The 23,088-nt window shown below is 74.6% G+C and carries 17 protein-coding genes and 2 pseudogenes; 13 read left to right on the plus strand and 6 right to left on the minus strand.

Features of this window, described 5'->3' with window-relative positions; all coding sequences use genetic code 11:
- Window positions 1-7: 7 nt before the first annotated feature.
- A complete protein-coding gene (locus FVA95_RS01480) occupies window positions 8-1,207 on the minus strand; it encodes a cysteine desulfurase-like protein (protein ID WP_149662596.1) in 1,200 nt (399 codons plus the stop codon).
- Window positions 1,208-1,315: 108 nt separating this feature from the next.
- Between FVA95_RS01480 and FVA95_RS01485 the strand changes: the two genes are divergently transcribed.
- Window positions 1,316-2,644 (plus strand): Ig-like domain-containing protein, encoded by a 1,329-nt coding sequence (locus FVA95_RS01485; protein ID WP_149662597.1) that lies wholly within the window; start codon window positions 1,316-1,318, stop codon window positions 2,642-2,644.
- Window positions 2,645-2,664: 20 nt separating this feature from the next.
- Here FVA95_RS01485 and FVA95_RS01490 read toward each other — a convergent pair whose 3' ends face one another.
- Window positions 2,665-4,269 (minus strand): AMP-binding protein, encoded by a 1,605-nt coding sequence (locus tag FVA95_RS01490; protein ID WP_164514828.1) that lies wholly within the window; start codon window positions 4,267-4,269, stop codon window positions 2,665-2,667.
- Between the two features lie 714 nt (window positions 4,270-4,983).
- Between FVA95_RS01490 and FVA95_RS01495 the strand changes: the two genes are divergently transcribed.
- Window positions 4,984-6,270: an acyl-CoA dehydrogenase family protein gene (locus FVA95_RS01495; protein WP_149662598.1), complete on the plus strand. Its 1,287-nt coding sequence runs from the start codon at window positions 4,984-4,986 to the stop codon at window positions 6,268-6,270.
- Between the two features lie 5 nt (window positions 6,271-6,275).
- On the opposite strand, the gene FVA95_RS01500 is transcribed toward FVA95_RS01495, so the two are convergent.
- Both FVA95_RS01500 and FVA95_RS01505 read right to left on the minus strand, forming a co-directional pair.
- Entirely contained in the window at window positions 6,276-6,767 is a 492-nt protein-coding gene (locus tag FVA95_RS01500) for a MarR family winged helix-turn-helix transcriptional regulator (RefSeq protein ID WP_020626843.1), read from the minus strand.
- A gap of 46 nt (window positions 6,768-6,813) precedes the next feature.
- Window positions 6,814-7,584 (minus strand): enoyl-CoA hydratase-related protein, encoded by a 771-nt coding sequence (locus FVA95_RS01505; RefSeq protein WP_240051195.1) that lies wholly within the window; start codon window positions 7,582-7,584, stop codon window positions 6,814-6,816.
- A 52-nt stretch (window positions 7,585-7,636) separates the two neighbouring features.
- On the opposite strand from FVA95_RS01505, the gene FVA95_RS01510 reads away from it, so the two are divergent.
- The 3 genes from FVA95_RS01510 (at window position 7,637) to FVA95_RS01520 (ending at window position 10,970) form a co-directional block, all read left to right on the plus strand.
- Window positions 7,637-8,776: an MBL fold metallo-hydrolase gene (locus tag FVA95_RS01510; RefSeq protein WP_240051196.1), complete on the plus strand. Its 1,140-nt coding sequence runs from the start codon at window positions 7,637-7,639 to the stop codon at window positions 8,774-8,776.
- A 219-nt stretch (window positions 8,777-8,995) separates the two neighbouring features.
- Complete coding sequence (locus tag FVA95_RS01515) at window positions 8,996-9,337, plus strand: Lsr2 family protein (RefSeq protein WP_149662600.1); 342 nt, start codon at window positions 8,996-8,998, stop codon at window positions 9,335-9,337.
- Window positions 9,338-9,434: 97 nt separating this feature from the next.
- Entirely contained in the window at window positions 9,435-10,970 is a 1,536-nt protein-coding gene (locus tag FVA95_RS01520) for an acyl-CoA synthetase (protein WP_149662601.1), read from the plus strand.
- Between the two features lie 39 nt (window positions 10,971-11,009).
- On the opposite strand, the gene FVA95_RS01525 is transcribed toward FVA95_RS01520, so the two are convergent.
- Window positions 11,010-12,281, minus strand: coding sequence for an MFS transporter (locus FVA95_RS01525; RefSeq protein ID WP_149662602.1), 1,272 nt, complete (start codon window positions 12,279-12,281; stop codon window positions 11,010-11,012).
- A gap of 115 nt (window positions 12,282-12,396) precedes the next feature.
- On the opposite strand from FVA95_RS01525, the pseudogene FVA95_RS33780 reads away from it, so the two are divergent.
- The 3 genes and pseudogenes from FVA95_RS33780 to FVA95_RS01535 form a co-directional block, all read left to right on the plus strand.
- Window positions 12,397-13,008, plus strand: a pseudogene (locus FVA95_RS33780) (AMP-binding protein); the annotation flags it as partial.
- A 115-nt stretch (window positions 13,009-13,123) separates the two neighbouring features.
- Entirely contained in the window at window positions 13,124-13,933 is an 810-nt protein-coding gene (locus tag FVA95_RS33785; protein WP_368667284.1) for an AMP-binding protein, read from the plus strand.
- Between the two features lie 67 nt (window positions 13,934-14,000).
- Window positions 14,001-14,639, plus strand: a complete 639-nt coding sequence (locus tag FVA95_RS01535; RefSeq protein WP_205015738.1) for an MOSC domain-containing protein — start codon at window positions 14,001-14,003, stop codon at window positions 14,637-14,639.
- Here the strand turns inward: FVA95_RS01535 and trpS are convergent.
- Window positions 14,617-15,677: pseudogene (gene trpS / locus FVA95_RS01540) on the minus strand (tryptophan--tRNA ligase). The gene FVA95_RS01535 and the pseudogene trpS overlap by 23 nt on opposite strands.
- On the opposite strand from trpS, the gene FVA95_RS01545 reads away from it, so the two are divergent.
- From FVA95_RS01545 to FVA95_RS01565, 5 genes are all read left to right on the plus strand, one after another.
- Window positions 15,676-17,010 carry a GTP-binding protein gene (locus tag FVA95_RS01545; RefSeq protein ID WP_240051199.1) on the plus strand — a complete coding sequence of 445 codons (1,335 nt, stop codon included), beginning with the start codon at window positions 15,676-15,678 and terminating at the stop codon, window positions 17,008-17,010. The pseudogene trpS and the gene FVA95_RS01545 sit on opposite strands and share 2 nt — an antisense overlap.
- 11 nt (window positions 17,011-17,021) lie before the next feature.
- Window positions 17,022-18,458, plus strand: a complete 1,437-nt coding sequence (locus FVA95_RS01550; RefSeq protein ID WP_149662603.1) for a pyridoxal-dependent decarboxylase — start codon at window positions 17,022-17,024, stop codon at window positions 18,456-18,458.
- A 105-nt stretch (window positions 18,459-18,563) separates the two neighbouring features.
- Window positions 18,564-19,550: an ABC transporter substrate-binding protein gene (locus FVA95_RS01555; protein ID WP_149662604.1), complete on the plus strand. Its 987-nt coding sequence runs from the start codon at window positions 18,564-18,566 to the stop codon at window positions 19,548-19,550.
- Window positions 19,551-19,602: 52 nt separating this feature from the next.
- Entirely contained in the window at window positions 19,603-21,315 is a 1,713-nt protein-coding gene (locus FVA95_RS01560) for an ABC transporter ATP-binding protein (protein ID WP_149662605.1), read from the plus strand.
- Entirely contained in the window at window positions 21,312-23,081 is a 1,770-nt protein-coding gene (locus FVA95_RS01565; protein WP_149662606.1) for an ABC transporter ATP-binding protein, read from the plus strand. Before FVA95_RS01560 ends, FVA95_RS01565 begins: the two co-directional genes overlap by 4 nt.
- Window positions 23,082-23,088 lie beyond the last annotated feature (7 nt).

Below are 23,088 nucleotides of genomic sequence, written 5' to 3' on the forward strand. Positions count from 1 at the left end.
ATGTGGATCAGGCCCCGACGAAGGTGGAGAGCCCGTCCAGGAGCCGGTCGACGTCGTCGTCGGCGGTGTAGCAGGCCAGCCCGATCCGCAGGGAGCCGGTGTCCCCCAGGCCGAGCCGCCGCGAGCACTCCAGCGCGTAGAACGACGAGGCTGGCGCCGCGATCCGCCGCTGCGCCAGGTACCGGTAGGCGTCGACGGGATCGCGGTCGTCGAAGGTCACCAGCAGGGTCGGGGTCCGCCGGGCCGCCCGGGACCGCACCGTGACCCCGGGCAGCGCGGCCAGGTGGGTCTCGATGCGCTCACGCAACGGACGCTCGTGCTCCTCCACCGCGGCCATCGACGCCAGCAGGCGCGCCCGGCGGTCCCCGGTCGCCAACGGGTCCAGTGCGGCGAGGAACTCGACGGCGGCGGTGGTGCCGGCGAGCAGCTCGTAGGGCAGGGTGCCGAGCTCGAACCGCTCGGGCACCGCGTCGCTCGACGGCGCCAGCTTCGCCGGGCGCAGCGTCTCCAGCAGCGCCGGGTCGGCGGCGAGCACCCCGCAGTGCGGGCCGAGGAACTTGTAGGGAGAGCAGGCGTAGAGGTCGGCGCCGATCGCGGCGAGGTCGATCGGGGCGTGCGCGGTCAGGTGCACGCCGTCGACCATGAACAGCGCCCCGGCGGCGTGCACGGCGGCGGCGATCGCGGGCAGGCCGGGGCGGGTCCCGACCAGGTTCGACGCACCCGTCACCGCGACGAGCCGGGTGCGGTCGGACAGCAATGGCGTCACGTCGTCGAGCTCGGTGGTGGCGGGGTCGAAGTCCAGCCACCGCACCGTCACCCCGGCGGCCTGCGCGGCGATCACCCAGGGGCGGATGTTCGCGTCGTGGTCGAGGCGGGTCACGACGATCTCGTCGCCCGGCGACCAGGTCGCGGCCAGCGTGCGGGCGAGGTCGAAGGTCAGCGCGGTCATGCTGCGCCCGAACACGATCCCGCGCGGGTCGGCGCCGAGCAGGTCGGCCATCGCGGCGCGGGCGCCGAGCACGATCGCGTCGGCGGCGCGCTCACCGCTGGTGACCGTGCCGCGGTTGGCCAGCGGGGAGGTCATGGCGGCCGCCACGGCCCCGGCGACGGAGTCGGGGACCTGGGAACCGCCGGGCCCGTCGAAGTGGGCGATCCCGGCGCGCAGGGCGGGGAAACGGCTGCGGACAGCGGCGACGTCGTAGCTCATGACCGCACCCTGTCACGCCGGCGCCCCGGCCCACGCCCGGGCAACGATCACATGTCATCGGGGTGTCGTACCGCCCGTGTGGGTGACACGCGGGCCATGATTTCTCCCATGTCGAGGTCCTGGGAGCACTCGCGCGGGCGCCACGCCCCACGTCGACGGCGACGCTCGGTGCACCGTCGCGTCTGGGCGGTGCTCGCGACCTCGCTGGTCGCGCTGGTGGTCCTCGTCGCGGGCGGGACCGCCGCGATGGCGGGCGGGCGGATCGGTGACGCCGTCGGCGGCGGCGTCGACTCGCTGGCCCGCAACCTCGCCGGCGCCGTCGACCGCCTCCGTCCGGCCCCGGCCGTGCCGCCCGTGCCCCCGGTCCCCGAGGTCCTCACCAGCGTCCCTGCCGGCGGCGCGCCGGTCGCCCCGCGCGGCCCGGTCCGCACCGAGGTCAGCACCGGGACCCTCGAGGGCGTCACGCTCACCGCCGACTCCGACGACGGACCGATCACCGTCGCGGGCACCCTGTCCCCCGACGGCCGCAGCTGGACCGCCAGGGAGCCGCTGGACTTCGCGACCACCTACCACTGGTCGGGCAGCTGGGTACTGGGCCCGCAGGACCGGCGCCCGGTGCCCGCGGCCCCGTTCACCACCGTCGACCCGGACGACACCGTCGACGCCACCATGAACATCCGCGACGGGGGCGAGGTCGGCATCGGCGCCCCGGTCGTGCTCACCTTCGGCGAGAAGCTCCCCGACGCCGCGAAGGCCACCATCGAGCGGGCGCTGAGCGTCACCACGTCGCGGCCGGTCGAGGGCGCCTGGGCATGGCTGCCCGACACCGCTGAGGGCTCACGGGTGCACTACCGGCCGAAGTCCTACTGGCCCGCGCACACCCGGGTCCAGGTGCGGGGCGCGCTGCGCGGCCTCGACCTCGGCGACGGCACCTTCATGACCGAGGACCTCGACCGGACCTTCACCGTCGGGCGCAGCCAGGTCGTGAAGGCCGACACCCGCAGCCACGCGATCGTCGTCGTCCGCGACGGGAAGGAGGTCGCCCACTACGACGCCTCCTACGGCCTGGAGTCCGACCCGCGCCGGGTGACGCGCTCCGGGATCCACGTCGTCATGGCCAAGTCGGAGAAGGTGCTGATGAGCAACCCCGACTACGGCTACGTCGACGAGCCCCAGTTCTGGGCGGTCCGGATCTCCAACAACGGCGAGTTCATCCACGCCAACCCCGCCTCGTCGTGGGCACAGGGCAGCCGCAACGTCAGCCACGGCTGCATCAACCTGTCCACACGCGACGCCGAGGAGTTCTTCGCGAGCGCGACCTTCGGCGACCCGGTCGAGGTGACCGGCAGCTCGCAGCCGCTGACCGCCCGCGACGGCGACCTGTACGACTGGACGATCCCCTGGGACGAGTGGCGCTCGCTCAGCGCACTGTCCTGACCTGCTGTTGTCCCCGGCCGCTACCGGATCCGGCGTTCCTGCCCGGCCCAGGCCTCGTCGCGCAGCACGAACTTCTGGATCTTCCCGGTCGAGGTCTTCGGCAGCTCGCCGAAGGTGATCCGCTTCGGCGCCTTGAACCGCGCCAGCCGCCCCCGCACGTGCTCGACGATCTCGCCCTCGGTGGCGCTCTCGCCCTCGCGCAGCGTCACCCAGGCGGCCGGGACCTCGCCCCACCGCTCGTCGGGGACGGCGATCACCGCGACCTCCAGCACGGCCGGGTGGTCGGCGATGGCCTGCTCCACCTCGACGCTGGCGATGTTCTCCCCACCGGAGATGATCACGTCCTTGGAGCGGTCCCGGAGCTCGACGTAGCCGTCGAGGTGCATGACGCCGATGTCGCCGGTCCGGAACCAGCCGTCCGGTGCGGCGTCGCGGGTGGCCTGGTCGTCATCGAGGTAGCCGAGCATGACGTTGTTGCCGCGCAACGCGATCTGGCCGGTCGTCGCCCCGTCGCGCGGGACGTCGGAACCGTCGTCGTCGAGCACCCGGACGGCACAGGCGATCATGTTCCCGACGCCCTGGCGGGCCTTCATCCGGGCCTGCGCGTCGGCGTCGAGGTCGCTCCACTCCGGACGCCAGTCGCAGATCATCGCGGGGCCGAAGGTCTCGGTGAGCCCGTAGAGGTGGGTCACCTCGAACCCGAGCTCGGCCATCCGGCGCAGGATCGCCGGACTCGGCGGCGCTCCCCCGGTCGCGACGGCCACCGGCGTCTCCACCGGCCCGGCCTCCGGTGCGTAGGCGATCATCGACAGCACGGTGGGGGCGCCGTTGAGGTGGGTGACGCCCTGCTCGCGCACGAGCTCCCAGATCCGGGACGGCTCGACCTTCGGCAGGCAGACGTGGGTGGCGGCGGCCGCGGTGACCGCCCACGGGAAGCACCAGCCGTTGCAGTGGAACATCGGGAGCGTCCACAGGTGCACCGACGACGCGGTCAGCCCGGTGTGCCCGACCATGGCCAGCGCCTGCAGGTAGGCGCCCCGGTGGTGGTACATCACGCCCTTCGGGTTCCCGGTCGTCCCGGACGTGTAGTTGATCGACAGCAGGCCGCGCTCGTCGGCGGGACGCACCGCGGTGGGCTCGCCGTCGGCGACGAGGCGCTCGTAGTCCGGGCCGACCCGCACGGTGCGCGGCGGGGTGTCGAGGCGGGCGAGCACCTCGGCGACGAGCTCGTCGAACACCGGGTCGGCCACCAGCACCGAGGCGCGCGAGTGCTCCAGGATGTAGGCGACCTCGCCCGCCGACAGCCGGGTGTTGACCGCGACCAGGGCCGTCCCCGACCACGGGACCGCGTGCGCGGCCTCCAGCCCGACGTGGGTGTTCGGCACGAGGACCGCGACCGGGCGCCCGTCGTGCAGCGCGGCGAGCGAGCCCGCCAGGCGCCGGCAGCGGTCGCGGAACTCGGTGTAGGTGAACCGCTGGTCGCCGTCGACGACCGCGACCCGGTCGCCGTGCGCCGCCGCGGCCCGGTCGAGGAACGCCGTGGGCGTCAGCGGCTCGAACGACAGGTCCACCAGATCGGCCGGGACACCCGCCGGGTGCGTGGGGACGGGAGCCTCGTCGGTCATCCCCCGAGCCTCCCCCGGCGACGGGGACGCGCGCAATGTCGCCGCCCCGCGACCCTCCGCCGCACGAGCTCCCTCCGCCGCCGCGTCGGTGATCGGCCGCCCGATCCCCCGCCGCCCGGCAGCCCCACCTGCACGGTCACCGTCCGCCCGGCTGGCCCGCCGCCCGCGGTGCCCACCGGGCGCGCGCTGCTCCACCGACCCCGCGGTGATCCGCCGCGTGCGCGATGGTCCGCCGGGCGCGCGGTGATCCGTCCGGCGCGCGGTGATCCACCGGCCGCGCGGTGATCCGTCGGGCGCGCGCGTCCAAACGCACGCGCGGAGCGGATCAGCGCGCGGACTGTCGATCACCGACGCGTCACTGACGCCTGTATCCGTCGACCCGTCGTGCCGGAGTCCACGCGCCGCTCCACGAGGGCACGGCGATCCGCCGGACGCGCGATGATCCGCCGGACGCGCGCCGCTCCACCGGGCGGACGGCGATCCGCCGGGGCGTGCCCGATCTACCGGGCGCATGGAGATCCGCCGGACGCGCGGAGATCCGCCGTCCGCGCGCGTCCGAACACACGCACGGAGCGGATCACCGCGCCGACTGTCGATCACCGGGGTGCCGCCGGGACTCCCCGGCCCCGTCGTCCTGTGTCGCCGGGACTCCCCCCTCGTCGCGGGCTGTATTACGTTCGCGGTGGCAACGAGGCTCGTCGGGAGGCGGACGCGATGGCGTGGGACTTCAGTACCGACCCGGAGTTCGAGGAGAAGCTGAAGTGGATGCGCGGCTTCGCCCGCGACGAGATCATCCCGTTGGAGACCCTCGACCTGGGCCGGGAGACCTTCGCCCGGATCACCGCGCCGCTCAAGGAGCAGGTCCGCGAGCAGGGTCTGTGGGCGGCGCACCTGCCCCCGGAGCTCGGCGGCGGCGGGTTCGGTCAGGTCTCCCTCGGGCTGATGCACGAGATCCTCGGCCGGTGCCGCTACGCACCGGGGGTGTTCGGCAACCAGGCCCCCGACTCGGGCAACGCCGAGCTGCTCGCGATCGGCGGATCGCCGGAGCAGAAGGAACGCTGGATGCACCCGCTGCTGCGTGGTGAGCTGCGGTCCTGCTTCTCGATGACCGAGCCCGGCGCCGGCGCGGACCCGACGATGCTGTCCACCCGGGCCGTGCGCGACGGCGACGACTACGTCATCAACGGCCACAAGTGGTTCTCCTCGAACGCCACCGGCACGGACTTCCTGATCGCGATGGTGGTGACCGACCCGGACGCACCGCCGTACCAGCGGGCCTCGATGATCATCGTCCCGACCGACGCCCCCGGGCTCGACGTGGCCCGCGACATCCCGGTGATGGACCACCCCGAGGTCGGCGGCGAGATCTACGGCGGCCACGCCGAGGTCTTCTACCGCGACGTCCGGGTACCGGTGACGAACCTCGTCGGCAACCCCGGCGACGGGTTCAGGCTCGCCCAGCAGCGGCTCGGCCCGGGCCGCATCCACCACGCCATGCGCTGGCTCGGCCAGTCCCGGCGGGCGTTCGACATGATGTGCGAGCGCGCGGTGTCACGGACGGCGAGCGGCACGCGGCTGGCGGACAAGCAGATGGTGCAGGACATGGTCGCGCAGTCCGCGGCGGACATGGCCGCGGCACGGCTGCTGACCCTGCACGCGGCCTGGACGATGGACCAGGTCGGGGCCTCGAACGCCCGGATCGAGATCGGGATGATCAAGTACTGGGGCGCGAAGGTGCTGCACGACGTGATCGACCGTGCGATCCAGGTGCACGGTTCGCTCGGGTTCTCCGGGGACCTGCCGCTGGAGCAGATGTACCGCGCGGCCCGCGCCGCGCGGATCTACGACGGTCCCGACGAGGTGCACAAGGAGTCCGTCGCGCGGCGCATCCTGCGCGGCTACACCCCGGTCGAGGTCCCCACCGAGCACGTCCCGACCCGCACCGAGGCCGCGCGACGCAAGTTCGCCGAGTACCTGGACACGGCGACGGCGAACGCCTGACCGCGTCAGGCCGGTGCGGACCTCGGCTCCGGCGAGGCGGCGAGGTCGGCACGGTAGTCCGCGACCAGCGCGTTCATCGCGCTGAGGAAGCGGGCCGCCGCGTCGAGCTCGTCGTCGTCGAAGCCGGCGAGCAGGGCGTCCATCCGGGCGCCGAGCGGGCCGAAGAACGCCCCGCCGACCTCCGCGGCGTTCTCGGCCTGGCGCAGGGTCACCCGCCGCCGGTCGGCGGACTCGCGGCTGCGGCGCACGTGGCCCGCGCGTTCCAGGCGGTCGACGAGCGCGGTCGTCGCACCGGTGGACAGGCCGAGCCGGGCACCGAGGACACCCGGGGTGAGCGGTTCGCCCGCGGAGTCCGCGCGCATGACCGCGAGCAGAGCGTGGAGGTCCGTGGGGTGCAACCCGTGCCGCCCCGCGAACTCCTGACCGAGCAGCTCGGACTCGCCCGCGTAGTCCTGCAGCAGCGCGACCAGGTCCTCGCGTCGCGTCCGGGCAGGCATGCCGCCGAGCCTAGTCGCCGTCAGCGGGCCCGTGCCGGGCGCAGGGTCAGCGCCCCGTCCACCGCGGCGGGCGCTTCTCCAGGAACGCCGCGATCCCCTCGGTCCTGTCGGCCGAGCGCAGGATCGCCGCGGTGGCGACCTCGGTGGCGCTCCAGCCGCGCTCGTCCGGCTCGGCCACCACGCGTTCCAGGGCACGCAGCGACACCGACACCGCGAGCGGCGAGTTCTCGCAGACCGTCGCGGCGAGCTCCAGCGCCGCGGCCTCGGCCCGCCCCGGTTCGACGAGCTCGTTGACCAGGCCCAGGGCGTACGCACGGTCGGCGTCCAGCGGGCGCCCGGTCACCAGCAGCTGCTTGGCGACGTTGAGCGGCAGCGGCCGCGGCGCGCGGAACAGCGCACCGCAGTTCGCGACCAGGCCGCGGGCGACCTCCGGCAGGCCGAACCGCGCCGTCGTCGACGCGACGACCATGTCGCAGGCCAGCACGATCTCGAACCCGCCGCCGTAGGCGACGCCCTCGACCGCGGCGATCAGGGGGCGCCGCCGGTCCCGCCGGACGACGCCGTAGTTGCCGCCGCGCGGGGTGGGGCCGCCGGCCCCGGCGGCCAGGTCGGTGCCCGCGCTGAACGCCGTCGCGTCCCCGGCGAGCACGCCGCACCACAGGTCCGGGTCGTCGTCGAGGGTGTTGAGCGCCTCGTCGAGGCCGGCCGTCATCGCCGCGTCGACGGCGTTGCGCTTGTCGGGCCGCGTCATCCGGATCAGGAGCACGTGCCCGTGCCGCTCGGTGCTCACCCTGGTCCCCGCCATGCCGTCGGTCACGATCGTGACTGTAGGTGGGAACCGCGCCCGGGGCGTTCGTAGTCTGGTGATCGTGTCCCGCAGCAAGCGCCTCCCCACCGCGGCCGTCCTGTCCGTCCCGCTCGCCGTGACCGGCGCCCTGGCCGCGCTCGGGCTGCACGTGCGCCGGAACATGGGGGCCCGCCCGAGCGAGCTGCGCCGGATCGCCTCCGCCTCCCCGAACGCCGTCGACGGGCTGTTCGCCAACACCGAGCCCGGGCTGCCGCGGGCCAAGGCCTCGGCCCGGATGATCCTGAACATGCTGGTCGGCCGCCGCTCCGGGGGCGGCGCGCCGGCGACGGTGCCGCTCGCGCCGCTGCGAACCCCCGCCGAGCCCGCCGGGCTGGCGGTCACCTGGCTGGGCCACGCCGGGGTGCTGCTGGAGATCGACGGCCGGCGGGTGCTGGTCGACCCGGTCTGGTCGGAGTACGCCTCCCCCGTGCCGCGCTTCGGGCCGCGCCGCCTGCACCCGCCGGTCGCGCCGCTGTCCGAGCTCGGCTCCCCGGACCTCGTCGTGCTCAGCCACGACCACTACGACCACCTCGACCGCCCGACGGTCACCGCGCTGGCCCGCGACACCTCCGCGGTGTTCGTCGGGCCGCTCGGGGTGGGCGCGCACCTGCGTTCCTGGGGCATCCCCGGGCACCGGGTCGTCGAGCGCGACTGGGAGGGCGTGGTGACCGTGGCCGGGCTGGAGCTGACCTGCCTGGAGACCCGGCACTTCTCCGGGCGCGGGCTGCGCCGCAACACCACGCTGTGGGCGGCCTGGAAGGTCGCCGGACCGCGGCACACCACCTACCTGGGCGGGGACACCGGCGCCACCCGGGCGCACGCGCGCACCGGGGCCGCGCACGGCCCGTTCGACCTCACGGTGCTGCCGATCGGCGCCTACTCCGACCTGTGGCCCGACATCCACGCCGACCCGGAGCAGGCGGTCGCCGCGCACCGCGAGCTCGGCGGCCGGGTCCTGCTCCCGATCCACTGGGCGACGTTCACGCTCGGCTTCCACCCCTGGGACGAGCCCGCCGAGCGGGCCCGCAAGGCCGCCGCCGACCAGGACGTGGTCCTGGCCCTGCCGCGTCCGGGCCAGCGCATCGACCTGACCGGCGTCACCACCGTCGACGACGCCCGCGCCGCGGTTCCCACCGAACCGTGGTGGCCGACCGCACGCTGATTCGCGTCACCTTCACCGCTGACCCTTTCCGCCCATTCCCGTCACCCGGACGCCGTATCCCCTCCCCGGAAACGCCGGCGCCGGACCATTTCCGGGGAGGGGTTCGACAGGTCGGTTCGGCATCCCTTATCGTTCTGCTCGAAGAATCGGTTCCGGCACCGACCGGGCGATTCCCGTCTCCGGCCGGGTCCGGCGATTCCCCGCGGAAGGAATGACGACGTGGCGCAGCAGACGACCATCACCCTGGTCGACGACCTGGACGGCACCGAGGCCGACGAGCAGGTGGAGTTCTCCGTCGACGGCCGCGCCTACGAGATCGACCTGTCCACGAAGAATGCCGAGAAGCTGCGCGAATCGTTGGCGCCCTACGTCGCGGCCGCCCGTCGTGGGTCCGGCCGGCGCAGCACCGCTTCCGGCACCTCGTCGAACGGTTCCAGTACTTCGGAACGCGCCGCGAACCGCGCCGTACGGGAATGGGCGACGGCCCAGGGCATGAAGATCTCCGAGCGCGGGCGTATCCCGTCCTCGGTTCTCGAGGCCTATCGGAACGCGCACTCCTGACCGCTGCCGCCGCCGGGGCCGCCCCGGATGGCAGGATCAGGGCCGACGAGAGACGTGCGCCGGGCGATCCGCGGCGCACACCGACGGAGAGGGCCCGATGTACCCAGGCACGCATGCCGCGACGACCCCCGACAAGCCGGCCGTGATCATGGGGGGCTCGGGCGCGACCCTGTCCTTCCGTGAGCTGGAGGAGGGGTCCGCGCGGCTCGCGAACCACCTGCGCGCCGCCGGACTCCGGCGGGGCGACGTCGTGGCGCTCGTCGCGGAGAACTGCGCGCGGGTCTACGAGGTCTACTGGGCGGCCCAGCGCTCGGGGCTCTACATCACCGCGGTGAACCACCACCTCTCCGCGCCCGAGACCGCCTACATCGTCCGCGACTGCGGCGCGAAGGCACTCGTGGTCTCAGCCGGTGTCGCCGGTCTGGCCGCGGCGATCGAGGACCACGTCGACACCCCGGTGCGGCTGGCCTTCGGCGGCGGGATCCCCGGCGCGTCCCGCTACGCCGACTACGACAAGACCCTCGCGTCGGTCTCCGCCGAGCCGCCGGCCGACCAGCCCCGCGGGGCGGACATGCTCTACTCCTCGGGCACCACCGGGCGCCCCAAGGGCATCAAGCCGACGCTGCCCGACCGGCAGATCGACGAGCCGGGCGACACCTACCAGGCCCTGTTCGGGCCGATGTACGGCTTCGGCACCGACACCGTCTACCTGAACCCGGCCCCGCTCTACCACGCCGCGCCGCTGCGGTTCACCGCCACGGTGCAGGCGCTCGGCGGCACCGTCGTGGTGATGGAGCGCTTCGACCCGGAGAAGGCGCTGGAGCTCATCCAGCGGTACTCGGTCACCCACTCGCAGTGGGTGCCGACGATGTTCGTGCGCATGCTCAAGCTCCCAGAGTCCGTCCGCTCCGCCTACGACGTGTCCTCGATGCGGGTCGCGATCCACGCGGCCGCCCCGTGTCCGGTGGACGTCAAGCAGGCCATGATCGACTGGTGGGGCCCGGTCCTGCACGAGTACTACGCCGCGACCGAGTCCAACGGGGTCACCTTCATCGACTCGGCGCAGTGGAGCGAGCGTCCCGGGTCGGTCGGCAGGGCCGGGCTGGGCACCATCCGGATCGCCGCCGACGACGGCACCGTGCTCGGACCGGGCGAGATCGGGACCGTCTACTTCGAACGCGACGAGCGCCCGTTCGAGTACCACAACGACCCGGGCAAGACCCTCGCCGCGACCCACCCCGAGCACGAGAACTGGACCACCACCGGGGACCTGGGCTACCTCGACGAGGACGGCTACCTCTTCCTCACCGACCGCAAGGCGTTCATGATCATCTCTGGCGGGGTGAACATCTACCCGCAGGAGGTCGAGGACGCCCTCGCGCTGCACCCCAAGGTGCTCGACGTCGCCGTCATCGGTGTGCCCGACGACGAGATGGGCGAGAAGGTCAAGGCCGTCGTCCAGCCCCCGGAGGGCGTCGACGCCGGCCCGGAGCTGGAACGCGAGCTGATCGAGTTCGTGCGGGAGCGGATCGCGCACTACAAGGCGCCGTCGTCGGTGGACTTCACCGACTTCCTGCCGCGCACCCCCACGGGCAAGCTGGTCAAGCGGGAGCTGCGCGACCGCTACGTGTGACCTCGCCGCGAGCCCGGGGAGTGACCGGCGCGGGGGAGGTCAGGCGGCGCGGCGGGCGTAGCGGGCACGGGCCAGCGCTGCGACCAGCGCCAACGGCACCGAGGCGACCAGGGCGGCGGCGAACAGCGGGGCGAAGCGCCCGGCGTCGGCGAACGGGGCGCCCAGCGCGGTCCCGGCCGAGCTGCCCAGGAACAGCAGCGTCGCGAACAGTGCGACGGCGGTCGCGCGGGCCTGCGGGACGACCTCGGTCGCCCAGGTCTGCAGGGTCGAGTGCAGGAACGCCCACGCCCCGCCCAGGCAGAGCCCGGCCGCGGCGACCGTCACCGGGTGCACCGTCACCAGCGGGAACATCCAGGCGACCACGAGGAACCCGCCGCCGACGCCGGCCAGCGCGGCCGGGCCGAGTCGGCCGACCAGGCGTCGCACGACCCGGGAGAACAGCACCGCACCGACGCCGTAGCCGCCGGCGGCGAGCCCGGCGAGCGCGGCGGAGCTGCCCCCGGCCTGCAGCGACGGCGCGAGGTAGGTCAGCACCCCGAGCACGACCGCACCCTCGACGAAGGCGAGCGCCAGCACCAGCCGGGCCCAGCCGTTCCCGGCGACGGCGGCCAGCGGGCGGAGCACCGCGGCGGTGATCCCGCGCGACGGCGTGCGGGCACCGTCGGGTTCGGGCAGCGCCCGCAGCGCGACGAACAGCACCGCGCAGCCCGCCGCCGTCGCCCCGAGGACGACGCGCCACCCGACCAGGTCGGCGAGCAGACCCGCCCCGGCCGTGGCGACGGCGGTGCCGAGCGCGATCGCGGCGAGCAGGTCCGACAGCGGCCGCTGCCGGACCGCGGCGGGCCAGGTGTCGCCGACGTAGACCAGCGCCGCCGGGATCAGTGCCGCCGTGCACGCGCCGGTGAGGACCCGCGCGACGACCAGCACGGCCAGCGTCGGGGCCAGCACCGAGGCGACCCCGCCCAGCACCGCGCCGACCAGGGCCAGGCGCATCACCCGGACCCGGCCGATCCGGTCGGACAGCACGCCCCACACGACCTGCATGAGGCCGTAGGCGAGGAAGTAGCCCCCGGCCGCGCCGGCCGCCGCCGCCAGCGGCGCGTCGAACGACGCGGCGATCGGCACGAGCAGCGGCGCGATCGCGAACCGGTCGACGGTGCTCGTCAGCGACGCCAGCTGCAGCAACCGGAGCCGCCGGGTGCCGTCGGCGACGGCGCCCTCGGAGTCGGCCCCGCCGGGACCGCTGCGGTCGGGGCCACCGCCCTCGGGGCCGCTGCCGTCGGGACCGCTGCCGTCGGGGGTCGTGCTCACCGGCGTCACCCTGCACGGCGGGACGAGGTGTTGCCCCACCGGGGTGGCCGGGACCACAGTGGCAGGGCAGTCGAGGCTCGGGAGGCCACCGGTGGGCACGATCACGGGACACGGGATGACGGCGGCGGACATCGTCGCGCGGCACGCACGGACCACACCGGACGCTCCGGCGCTGGCCGACCCACGGACGTCGCGGACCTGGGCGCAGCTCGACGACCGGGTGTCCCGGCTGGCGACCGTCCTCGCCGCGCGCGGGGTCGACCGCGGGGACCGGGTCGCGGTGCTCGGGCTCAACTCCGTCGAGCTCGTCGAGAGCTACCTGGCGGTCCTGCGGATCGGCGCGATCTGCGTCCCGCTGAACTTCCGGCTGACCGCCGGCGAGATCGCCTTCCAGCTCGCCGACTGCGGCCCCACCGCGGTGGTCTGCGACGACCGGTTCGCCGCGACAGTGGAGACCGCCCGGGCCGACGCGCCGTCGGTGCGGACGGTGCTGGGGCTCGGCGAGGGCCTCGACGCGCTGCTCGCCGAGGCCGGTCCCGGGTCCTGGGGCGACGACGTCGCCGACGACGAGCCGGCCTACGTCATGTACACCTCGGGGACGACCGGCCGTCCCAAGGGAGCCGTGCTGACCCACCGCAACCTGCTGCTGCACGCGTTCCTGTCGATCACGCACATGGGCACCGCCGGCGACGACCGGGTCTCGCTGTCCGGGGCGCCGCTGTTCCACATCGCCGGGCTGTCCGGGATGCTGCCCACCCTGATCGCGGGCGGCCGGGTGATCAATCCCGCCGTCGGGCGGCTTCGACCCGGTCGCGACGGTCGACACCCTGGAACGGGAGAAGGTGTCGTCGTGCTTCTTCGTCCCGGCACAGTGGCAGGCGATCTGCGCAGTGCCCGGCCTCGCCGAGCGGGACCTGTCGGCGCTGCGCCGGATCAGCTGGGGTGCGGCACCGGCGTCGACGACGCTGATCCGCACGATGATCGACGCCTTCCCGCAGGCCACCGTGGTGACCGCGTTCGGCCAGACCGAGTGCAGCCCGATCACGTGCGTGCTACGCGGCGAGGACTCGGTCCGCAAGATCGGCTCGGTGGGGACACCGATGGTCGGCGTCGAGGTGCGCGTGGTCGACCCGGAGATGAACGACGTGCCGCGCGGCGAGGTCGGCGAGATCGTCTACCGCGGACCGACGGTGATGCGGGAGTACTGGGGGCGTCCGGACGCGACGGCCGAGGCGTTCCGCGGCGGCTGGTTCCACTCCGGCGATCTGGTCCGTGAGGACCCCGACGGCTACCTGTACGTCGTGGACCGCGCCAAGGACATGATCATCTCGGGTGGTGAGAACGTCTACAGCGCCGAGGTGGAGGACGTGCTGGCGGCGCACCCGGGCATCGCCGACGTCGCGGTCATCGGGGTGCCCGACCCACGCTGGGGCGAGACACCGCTGGCGGTGGTCGTGCCCGCCGACCCCACCGCACCGCCGGACCTCGACGCCGTCGTCGCGTGGTGCGCCGACCGGCTGGCCCGCTACAAGCGCCCGACGCGGATCGCCGTCGTCGACGCGCTGCCGCGCAACCCGACGGGCAAGGTGCTCAAGACCGAGCTGCGCCGCGACCACGGCGCGCTGGACTCGGTCTCCGCGCCCGCGCAGTAGCCCGGTCGCCGACCCAGGTCGCCAACCCGGTCGCGACGGCGGCGGGGGCTCGCCTACCGTCGGCCCCGTGAGCGTCGTGGAATCGGTGAACACCGGGGTGTCCCGCCCGATCCTCGCGAAGGCGGGAGCCTCGGGGATCGACAAGCGGCCGGTGGCCGGACCGGTCCGGGTGGCGGTCCCGGCGGCGGCGGCGAGCGGGCTGGCCGGCGACACGATCTGCGACGCCGACCACCACGGCGGCCCGGACCAGGCCGTCTACGCCTACGCCCGGGAGGACCTGGAGTTCTTCGCCGCCGAGCTCGGGCCGCTGCGGGCGGGGATGTTCGGGGAGAACCTGACCACCCGCGGTGTCGACGTGTGCGGCGCCGAGCTGGGCGAGCAGTGGCGGGTCGGCGGGGTGCTGCTGGCCGTGACCGCACCGCGCATCCCGTGCCGCACCTTCGCCGCGCACCTGGAGCGGGCGGGCTGGGTGAAGCGGTTCACCGCGGCCGCCCGCCCCGGCGCCTATCTGCGGGTCCTGTCCCCCGGCGAGATCAGCGCCGGGGACACCGTGACCGTCGAGCACCGGCCCGGGCACGGCGTCACCGTCGCCGACGCCTTCCGGGCGCTGCTCGGCGAGCCCGACCGGCTCCCGGACCTGCTGGCCGCGGGCGAGCACCTGCTGCCGCAGATCCGGGACACCGTCACCCGGCGGACCGCGTCCTGACCCGGTCGTAGCGCATCCCCATGGCCGCGCGGACCGCGTCGAGGGTCTCCTCGGCCAGCTCGTTCGCACGCGCGTTGCCGCGGGCCAGCACGTCGTCGACCAGCCCGGGGTCGCGGGCCAGCTCGGCGCGCCGCGTGCGGTGCCCGGCGAGATGGTCGTTGACCGCGTCGGCGGTGAGGCGCTTGAGCGCGGCGGCCCCGTCGAGGGTCGCGGCCAGCTCGTGCGGGTCGCGCCCCAGACACAGCGCCGCGGTCGTGAGCAGCCCGTACACCCCGGGTCGCCCCTCGGGGTCCACGGTGATCCGCCGCTCGGAATCCGTGCGGGCGCGGCGCACGATCGCCGCCGTCTCGTCGGCGGTCGCGCCGAGCGGGACGGCGTTGCCGCGGGACTTGGACATCTTGTGCCCGTCGAGGCCGGGCAGCTCCGGGGTGTCGGTCAGCATCGGCTCGGGCGGGGTGAACACCGGGCCGTAGCGCTCGTCGAAGCGCCGCGCCAGCACCCGGGTCAGCTCGATGTGCGGGAGCTGGTCCTTCCCCACCGGTACGAGGTCGGCACGGCAGGACAGGATGTCCGCGGCCTGGTGCACGGGGTAGGTCAGCAGCAGCCCCGACAACGCGCGCCCGGACGCCGCGTGCTCGGCCTTCACCGTCGGGTTGCGGTGCAGCTCGGCCTCGGTGACCAGCGACAGGAACGGCAGCATCAGCTGGTTCAGCGCAGGCACCGCGGAGTGGGTGAACACCGTGGTGCGGTCCGGGTCGAGCCCGGCGGCGAGCTGGTCGAGCACCGCGCCGCGCACGTGGTCGGCCAGCCGGTCGGCGACGTCGCGGTCGGTGATCACCTGGTAGTCGGCCAGGATCACCAGCACGTCCACACCGGACCGTTGCAGCCGGACGCGTTCGGAGATCGTGCCCACCAGGTGCCCAGGTGCAGCGGGCCGGTCGGCCGCTCCCCGGTCAGCACCCGGTGCGACGACGGGTCGGCGGCGACGGCGGCACGCAGCGCGGGCATCCGGGCGACGGTGGCAGCGAGGGAATCCATGATCAGCTCCTGGGAACGGGGAGCTGCACGAGACACACCGGGTTCCGCCGGGCTGCTCGGGCAGCCCGGGGTGACGGTGATGTGCGTCTACGCGGCTGCGGGGAGCAGCCACCACCAGCCGAGACGGGAGGAACGCACGGAGGCAGCCTACACCTGCCTAATCGACTATCGTTATCATCATCGTTATGGCCGACCGTCGCGTTCCGTCACGATCCTGTCCGGCTTCCTCGGCGCGGGGAAGACGACGCTGCTGGAGCACCTGCTCGCGAACCGGGAGGGCAGGCGGATCGCCGTCGTCGTCAACGACATGAGCGAGGTGAACATCGACGGCGCGCTCGTCGACCTGCACCGCAGCCAGGAGAAGCTGGTCGAGCTCACCAACGGCTGCATCTGCTGCACGCTGCGCGAGGACCTGCTGACCACGGTCGGCGAGCTGGCGGCCGAGGGGCGCTACGAGCACATCGTCGTCGAGTCGACCGGGATCTCCGAGCCGATGCCGGTGGCGGCGACGTTCGAGTGGACCTTCGACGACGGCACCGCGCTCTCGGACGTGGCGCGGCTCGACACCATGGTCACCGTCGTCGACGCCGCCACCTTCGAGCACCTGCTGACCAGCGAGGACTCGCTCGCCGACCGGGAGCTGCAGGCCGCCGAGGGCGACGAGCGGACGCTGTCGGACCTGCTCGCCGACCAGGTCGAGTTCGCCGACCTGCTGGTGCTGAACAAGACCGACCTCGTCGCGCCGCACGCGCTGGGCCGGATCGAGGCACTGCTGTCGCGGATGAACCCGGGCGCCCGCATCGTGCGCGCCGTGCGCGGGGACCTCCCGGTCACCGACCTGCTCGACACCCGTCGCTACGACCCGGCGGCGGCCTCGGCGACACCGGGCTGGGCCCAGGAGCTCAGCGGCTCGCACACCCCCGAGACCGAGGAGTACGGGATCGCGAGCGTCACCTGGCGGGCGGCGCGCCCGTTCCACCCGGCACAGCTGCTCGACGCGCTCGGCGAGTGGCCCGGCCTGCTGCGCAGCAAGGGCTTCTGCTGGCTGGCGACCCGGCCCGACGTCGCGGGCCTGTGGTCGCAGGCCGGGCCGAACATGGCGCTGGACCCGGCCGCGCCGTGGTCGTCGTTCGACGGGCCACGCGGGCAGGAGATCGTCTTCATCGGGCTCGGCCTGACCCGCGACGCCGTCACCGCCCGCCTCGACCCGGCCCTGCTCACCGACGACGAGCTGCTCGCCGGGCCCGACTCCTGGCGCGACCTGGACGACCCGCTGCCCGCCTGGGACCTCGACGACCTGCACGACCACGAGCACGCCTCGGTGGCCGGGTAGCGTCGGGCCGCGTGCCCGACCTCACCCCGGACGAGTTCCGCGCCCTCGGCCACCTGTTCGTCGATGCCGTCGCCGACGCCCGCGCCGGGATCGAGCGTCACCCGGTCCGCGACGTCGTGGAGCCCGGCACCGTGCGGGCCCGCTTCCCCCGCGAGGCGAACGAGGACCCCGAGCCGCTCGCCGCGTTCCCGTCGCTGGTCGAGGCCGTCACCGGCGACGCCGACACCCGCTGGCAGCACCCCGGCTTCCACGCCTACTTCCCGGCGAACGCCTCGCTGACCTCGCTGCTCGGCGAGCTGCTCTCCGGCGGCGCCGGGACCCAGGGGATGCTCTGGTCCACCTCGCCGGCCTGCACCGAGGTGGAGCAGGCGGTCACCGACCAGCTGGCCAGGGCGCTCGGGCTGGACGAGTCGTTCACCCACGACGGCGGCGGGGGCGGCTCGATCCAGGACTCGGCGTCCTCGGCGGCGCTGGTCGCGCTCACCGCCGCACTGCACCGGGCCTCGCCGGACCCGGGTTCCGGCTGGCGGGCGCGCGGGGTGACCGGGCGGGAGCGCGTCTACGTCACCGCCGAGACGCACTCGTCGCTGGCCAAGGCGGTGCGGGTGGCCGGGCTCGGCTCCGACGGGCTGCGGACGGTCCCGTGCACCCCGGGCTCCCGGGCGATGGACCCGGCCGCGCTGGCCGACACCCTGGCCACCGACGTCGCCGCCGGGCTGGTCCCGGTGCTGGTGTGCGCGACGGTCGGGACGACCTCGACCGGGTCGAGCGACCCGGTCGCGGCGCTGGTCACGGCGGCGCGGCCGCACGGGGTGTGGGTGCACGTCGACGCCGCGTGGGCCGGCGTCGCGGCGCTCTGCCCGGAGCACCGCTGGGTGCTCGACGGCGTGAACCCGGGCCCGGGGCCCGGCGTCGACTCCTTCTGCACCGACGCCCACAAGTGGCTGCTCACCGCGTTCGACGCCTCGCTGCTGTGGGTGCGCGACGCCCTCGCGCTGCCGGCCGCGCTGTCGATCACTCCGGCCTACCTGCGCGACGCGCACTCCGACTCCGGCGCCGTCGTGGACTTCCGGGACTGGCAGGTCCCGCTCGGGCGGCGGTTCCGGGCACTGAAGCTGTGGGCGGTGCTCCACGGGCAGGGACTGTCCGGGCTGCGGTCGCACCTGCGCGGGCACGTGGACCTCGCCGCCGAGCTGGCCGAGCGGGTCCGCGGTCACGACGACCTGGAGCTGGCGTGCGCACCGGTGCTGTCGCTGGTCTGCCTGCGCTCGCGCTCCGGCGACGCGGCGACCACCGCGCTGCTGGAGCGGGCCAACGCCGACGGGCGGGTGCTGCTCACCGGCACCGAGGTCGACGGGCACCCGGTGGTGCGGGTCGCCTTCGGCGGGGTCACCACCGGTCGCGCGCACCTCGACGTCGTCTGGGATGTCCTGTCCGTCCGATCGTGACCGCCGCGGGTAAGGTTCACCTGTCCACCCGGAAGGGTGTACTGACCTGATCTCCCGGCGCCCGGTGCACCCGCCCGCACGGGTCCCGTCGAAAGGACCGCCCCCATGCCCCGATCCCTGCTCCGTGCGCTCGCCGCGTGCGTGGTCCTGCTGCTGGCACTGGCCGGCTGTGCGTCCGGGGGCACCGGCGACACCGCGCAGCCCGCCCCCACCGGCGAGGCCGCCGGAGCCTTCCCGGTCACGCTGAAGCACGCCTTCGGCGAGACGACGATCCCGGACGCACCGCAGCGGGTGGTCACCGTCGGCTTCAACGACGCCGACTTCGCACTGGCCGTCGGGGTGAAGCCGGTCGGGGTCCGCGAGAACATCGGCGACTACGACTACGCGCAGCGTCCCTGGGCGCAGGAGGCCCTCGGCGGGACGCAGCCACAGCTGCTGACCGGAGCCGAGATCCCGATCGAGCAGGTCGCCGCGCTGAAGCCCGACCTGATCCTCGGCGTCTACTCCTTCATGAACCAGGCGACCTACACCGCGTTGTCACAGATCGCGCCGACCGTCGCCCAGGGCACCCCCGACGGCACGAACCCCGCAGGCTGGGAGGAGCAGACCCGCATCACCGGGCAGGCCACCGGCCACACCGAGCAGGCCGAGCAGGTCATCGCCGCGACCCGCGCGAAGTTCGACGAGGCCAAGGCGGCCCACCCCGACTTCGCGGGCAAGAACCTGAAGATGGACTTCTTCATCGAGGGTGTCCCCTACGACATGGGCACCGACGACCTGCGCGCCCAGATCTTCGCCGGCCTCGGTTTCGCCGTCCGGCCGGACTCGCAGACCCTCTCGCTGGAGCGCCAGGGCGACCTCGACAGCGATCTGCTCGTGGTGCTGGGCCGCTCGCGCGCCGAGTCCGAGGCCGACCCCGTGTTCCGGGCGATCCCGGCGGTGCAGCAGGGCCGGGTGGCCTACCTCGGGCCGTTCGAGACCGAGTTCGCCGCCGCACTGGGCTACTCCAGCCCGCTGTCGCTGCCCTACGCGCTCGACACCGTGGTGCCGCAGCTCGACGCGGCGCTGAAGGGGCAGGCACCGGGGAACTGAGGCCGCCGCCGACCGCGTCGGGCGTCGATGTTGGCAAGGCTATCCTGACACAATGGACGTTCCCACCCGCCAGGCGGAGTCCGGCCGGTCCGTGTTGCGGGGGTCGCTGGGGGCCTTCCGTGGACGGCTCGCCGCGGCGTCGGCGCTGTTCTGCGGCCACCAGGCGGGTGAGGCACTCGTCCCCGTCCTCGTCGGGGTGGTGATCGACCGCGGGATCGCGGCCGGCGACCCCGTCGCCCTCACCGGCTGGTTGCTGGCCCTCGGACTGGACTTCCTGTTCCTGTCCACCTGCTACCGCTTCGGCGCTCGGCACGCCTGGTCGGCCGACGTGCGCGGCGACGCCCGGCTGCGGCTGCAGGTGGCCGGGCGGCTGCTCGACCCCCGCGGCGGCGCCGAGGCCGGACGGCTGCCCGGTGAGCTGGCCTCGATCGCGGTGTCCGACGCGAAACGTGTGGCCGTGGTCAGCTTCATGCTCCCGCTCGGGCTGGCCGCGGTGACGGCGGTCGTCGTCGCGGCGATCTCGCTGCTCACCATCTCGCTGCCGCTGGGGCTGCTCATCCTGCTGGGCTCCCCGCCGCTGCTGTGGGCGATCCAGCGGATCGGCACCCCGCTGGAGCGGCGCAGCCACGCCGAACAGGAGCGGGCGGCCGCGGCCTCCGGGGTCGCGGCCGACCTGATCGACGGCGTCCGTGTGCTGAAGGGGCTCGGGGTCGAGCCGGCCGCCCAGCGTCGCTACCGCCGGGTCAGCCGGGAGGCGCTGGGCGCGACCCTGTTCGCCACCCGGGCCGAGGCCGGCTTCCTCGGTTCGGTCCAGCTGGTCAACGGGCTGTTCCTCGCCCTCATCGCGCTGGTCGGCGGGCGGCTCGCCGCCGACGGCCAGCTCAGCATCGGCGGCCTCGTCGCCGCCGTCGGCCTCGCCCAGTTCCTGGTGGGCCCGCTCGAGGTGTTCGGCGCGGTGAGCCGCCAGCTCGCCCAGGGCCGCGCGTCCGCCGGCCGGATCGCGACGCTGCTCGGCAGCGAGCACGCCGTCACCGCCCGGCCCGGGTCCGGCTCCGGGAGCGCCGCTGCGGCCGGGGACGGCGGGCTGACCCTGCGCGGGGTCCGCACCGTGGGCCTGTCCGGCGTGGATCTCGACGTCGCACCGGGAACCATGCTGGGCGTGGTCACCGACGACGCGGCGACCGCACTCGGGCTGGTCCGGCTGCTGGGCCGCGAGACCGACCCCGCCGACGGCCGGGTCGAGGTCGGCGGGACCGACCTCACCACGCTGGAGTGCACCGACGCCCGCGCCGGTGTGCTCGTCGCCGCGCACGACGCACACCTGTTCGCCGGCACCGTGCGCGACAACGTCCTCGCCGGGTGTGCGCCCGGGACCGACCCGGCGCCGGCGATGGCCGCGGCCCGCGCCGACCAGGCCGCGGAGGTCCTCCCCGACGGGGCGGACACCGCGGTCGCCGCCCGGGGCAGCTCGCTGTCCGGGGGTCAGCGGCAGCGGATCGCCCTCGCCCGGGCCCTCGCCGCCGACCCCCCGGTGCTCGTGCTGCACGACCCGACCACCGCGGTCGACGCCGTCACCGAGGCCACGATCGCCGACGGGCTGCGCGCGTTGCGCCGCGGCCGGACCACGGTCGTCGTCACCACCAGCCCGGCGCTGCTGGCCGTCGCCGACCGGACCGTCGTCCTGCGCGGCGGCCGGATCGCCGCGGACGGGACGCACAGCGAGCTCATGGCCGACCCCGACTACCGGAAGCTGGTGACCGGATGACCACCCGCCTGCCCGTCGCCGACGGGGCACGGATGCGGGCCGTCCTCGGCGAGCTGCTGCGGCCCCAGCGCGGCACCGCGCTGCTCGGGCTCGTGACGCTCGTCGGGGCCGCCGCGGTCAGCCTGCTCACGGCACCACTGCTCGGCCGGATCGTCGACCTGGTCGCCGACGGCCGCGGCGCCGACGCCGTCACCGCCCCGGTGCTCGGCCTGGTCGGGGTCGCGGTCGGGCAGGGCGTGCTCGCGATGCTCGGCGTCGCGCTGGTCGCCCGCGCCGGGGAGACGGCGCTGGCCGGGCTGCGCGAACGGTTCGTCGACCGGGCACTGCACCTGGACCTGGAGCAGCTGGAACAGGCCGGGTCCGGGGACCTGACCTCGCGGGTCACCGACGACGTCAGCGTCGTCGCCGAGGCCGTGCGCGAGGCGCTGCCCGAGTTCGCCCGCTCCGCGCTGCTGATCGGCCTGACCCTCGTCGCGCTGCTCGCGCTGGACTGGCGGCTGCTCCTCGGCGCGCTGCTCGCCGTCCCGATCCAGGCCTGGACCGCACGCTGGTTCCTCACCCGGTCCGGCCCGATCTACGCGGCACAGCGGATCGCCTACGGCGACCAGCAGCAGCAGCTGCTCGACACCGCCGCGGGGGTGTCGACCGTGCGGGCGTTCCGCCTGCACGACCAGCACCGGGACCGGGTCGCCGAACGCGCCGACGCCGTCGTCGGCCTCGCGATGCGGGTGATCCGGCTGCAGACCCGGTTCTTCGGCCGGCTCAACGCGGCGGAGTACCTGGGTGTGACCGGTGTCCTGGTCGCCGGCTTCTGGCTGGTGACCTCCGGCGAGGCCACGATCGGCACGGCCAGCGCGGCGGCGCTCTACTTCATCAACCTGTTCGGCCCGGTCAACGTGGTGCTGTTCCAGCTCGACGTCGCCCAGTCCGCGATCGCCGGGCTGCGCCGGATCGTCGGGGTCGCCGACCTCACCCCCGAGCCCGATCCCGCCGAGCCCGCCCGGCCGGACGGCTCCCGCGTCCGCGCCCGCGGCCTGACCCACGCCTACGTCGACGGACACCCGTCGCTGCGCGGGGTGGACCTCGACGTCGAGCCGGGCACGCGGGTCGCCCTGGTGGGCGCGAGCGGAGCGGGCAAGTCCACCCTGGCGAAGCTGGTGGTGGGGCTGCACCGGCCGTCGTCCGGCCGGATCGAGATCGGCGGCGCCGGGCTCGACGAGCAGGGCCCGACCGTCCGCCGGGACACCGTCGCGCTGGTGACCCAGGAGGTGCACGTGTTCGCCGGGACGCTGGCCGAGGACCTGCGCCTGGCCGCCCCGGACGCCGACGACGCGCAGCTGCGCGCCGCGCTCGACACCGTCGGGGCGCTGGCCTGGACCGAGGCGCTGCCCGAGGGCCTGGCGACCCCGGTCGGGAACGGCGCGCACGAGCTGGACGTCGTGCAGTCCCAGCAGCTCGCGCTGGCCCGGCTCGTGCTCGCCGACCGGCCGGTCGTGATCCTCGACGAGGCCACCGCGGAGGCGGGCAGCTCCGGGGCCCGGGCACTGGAGGACGCGGCGCTCGCCGCGGCTCGCGGGCGCACGACGGTGGTCGTCGCGCACCGCCTGACCCAGGCGGCCACCGCCGACCGGGTCGTCGTCCTCGAGGACGGCCGGGTCATCGAGCAGGGCCGCCACGACGAGCTGGTGGCCGCCGGGGGCACCTACGCCCGGCTGTGGGGTGCCTGGTCGGGCCTACGGCCCGACCAGGCACCCGATCTCGGCTGAGTGGCGC

This window comes from Pseudonocardia sp. EV170527-09 (assembly GCF_008369905.1).
GTDB lineage: Bacteria > Actinomycetota > Actinomycetes > Mycobacteriales > Pseudonocardiaceae > Pseudonocardia.

Excerpts from the sequence above, each read along its gene's own strand:
- FVA95_RS01480 (WP_149662596.1), bottom strand. The coding sequence starts at position 1,207 with ATGAGCTACGACGTCGCCGCTGTCCGCAGCCGTTTCCCCGCCCTGCGC.
- FVA95_RS01485 (WP_149662597.1), top strand. The coding sequence starts at position 1,316 with ATGTCGAGGTCCTGGGAGCACTCGCGCGGGCGCCACGCCCCACGTCGA.
- FVA95_RS01490 (WP_164514828.1), bottom strand. The coding sequence starts at position 4,269 with ATGACCGACGAGGCTCCCGTCCCCACGCACCCGGCGGGTGTCCCGGCC.
- FVA95_RS01495 (WP_149662598.1), top strand. The coding sequence starts at position 4,984 with ATGGCGTGGGACTTCAGTACCGACCCGGAGTTCGAGGAGAAGCTGAAG.
- FVA95_RS01500 (WP_020626843.1), bottom strand. The coding sequence starts at position 6,767 with ATGCCTGCCCGGACGCGACGCGAGGACCTGGTCGCGCTGCTGCAGGAC.
- FVA95_RS01520 (WP_149662601.1), top strand. The coding sequence starts at position 9,435 with ATGTACCCAGGCACGCATGCCGCGACGACCCCCGACAAGCCGGCCGTG.
- FVA95_RS01545 (WP_240051199.1), top strand. The coding sequence starts at position 15,676 with ATGATCAGCTCCTGGGAACGGGGAGCTGCACGAGACACACCGGGTTCC.
- FVA95_RS01555 (WP_149662604.1), top strand. The coding sequence starts at position 18,564 with ATGCCCCGATCCCTGCTCCGTGCGCTCGCCGCGTGCGTGGTCCTGCTG.
- FVA95_RS01560 (WP_149662605.1), top strand. The coding sequence starts at position 19,603 with ATGGACGTTCCCACCCGCCAGGCGGAGTCCGGCCGGTCCGTGTTGCGG.
- FVA95_RS01565 (WP_149662606.1), top strand. The coding sequence starts at position 21,312 with ATGACCACCCGCCTGCCCGTCGCCGACGGGGCACGGATGCGGGCCGTC.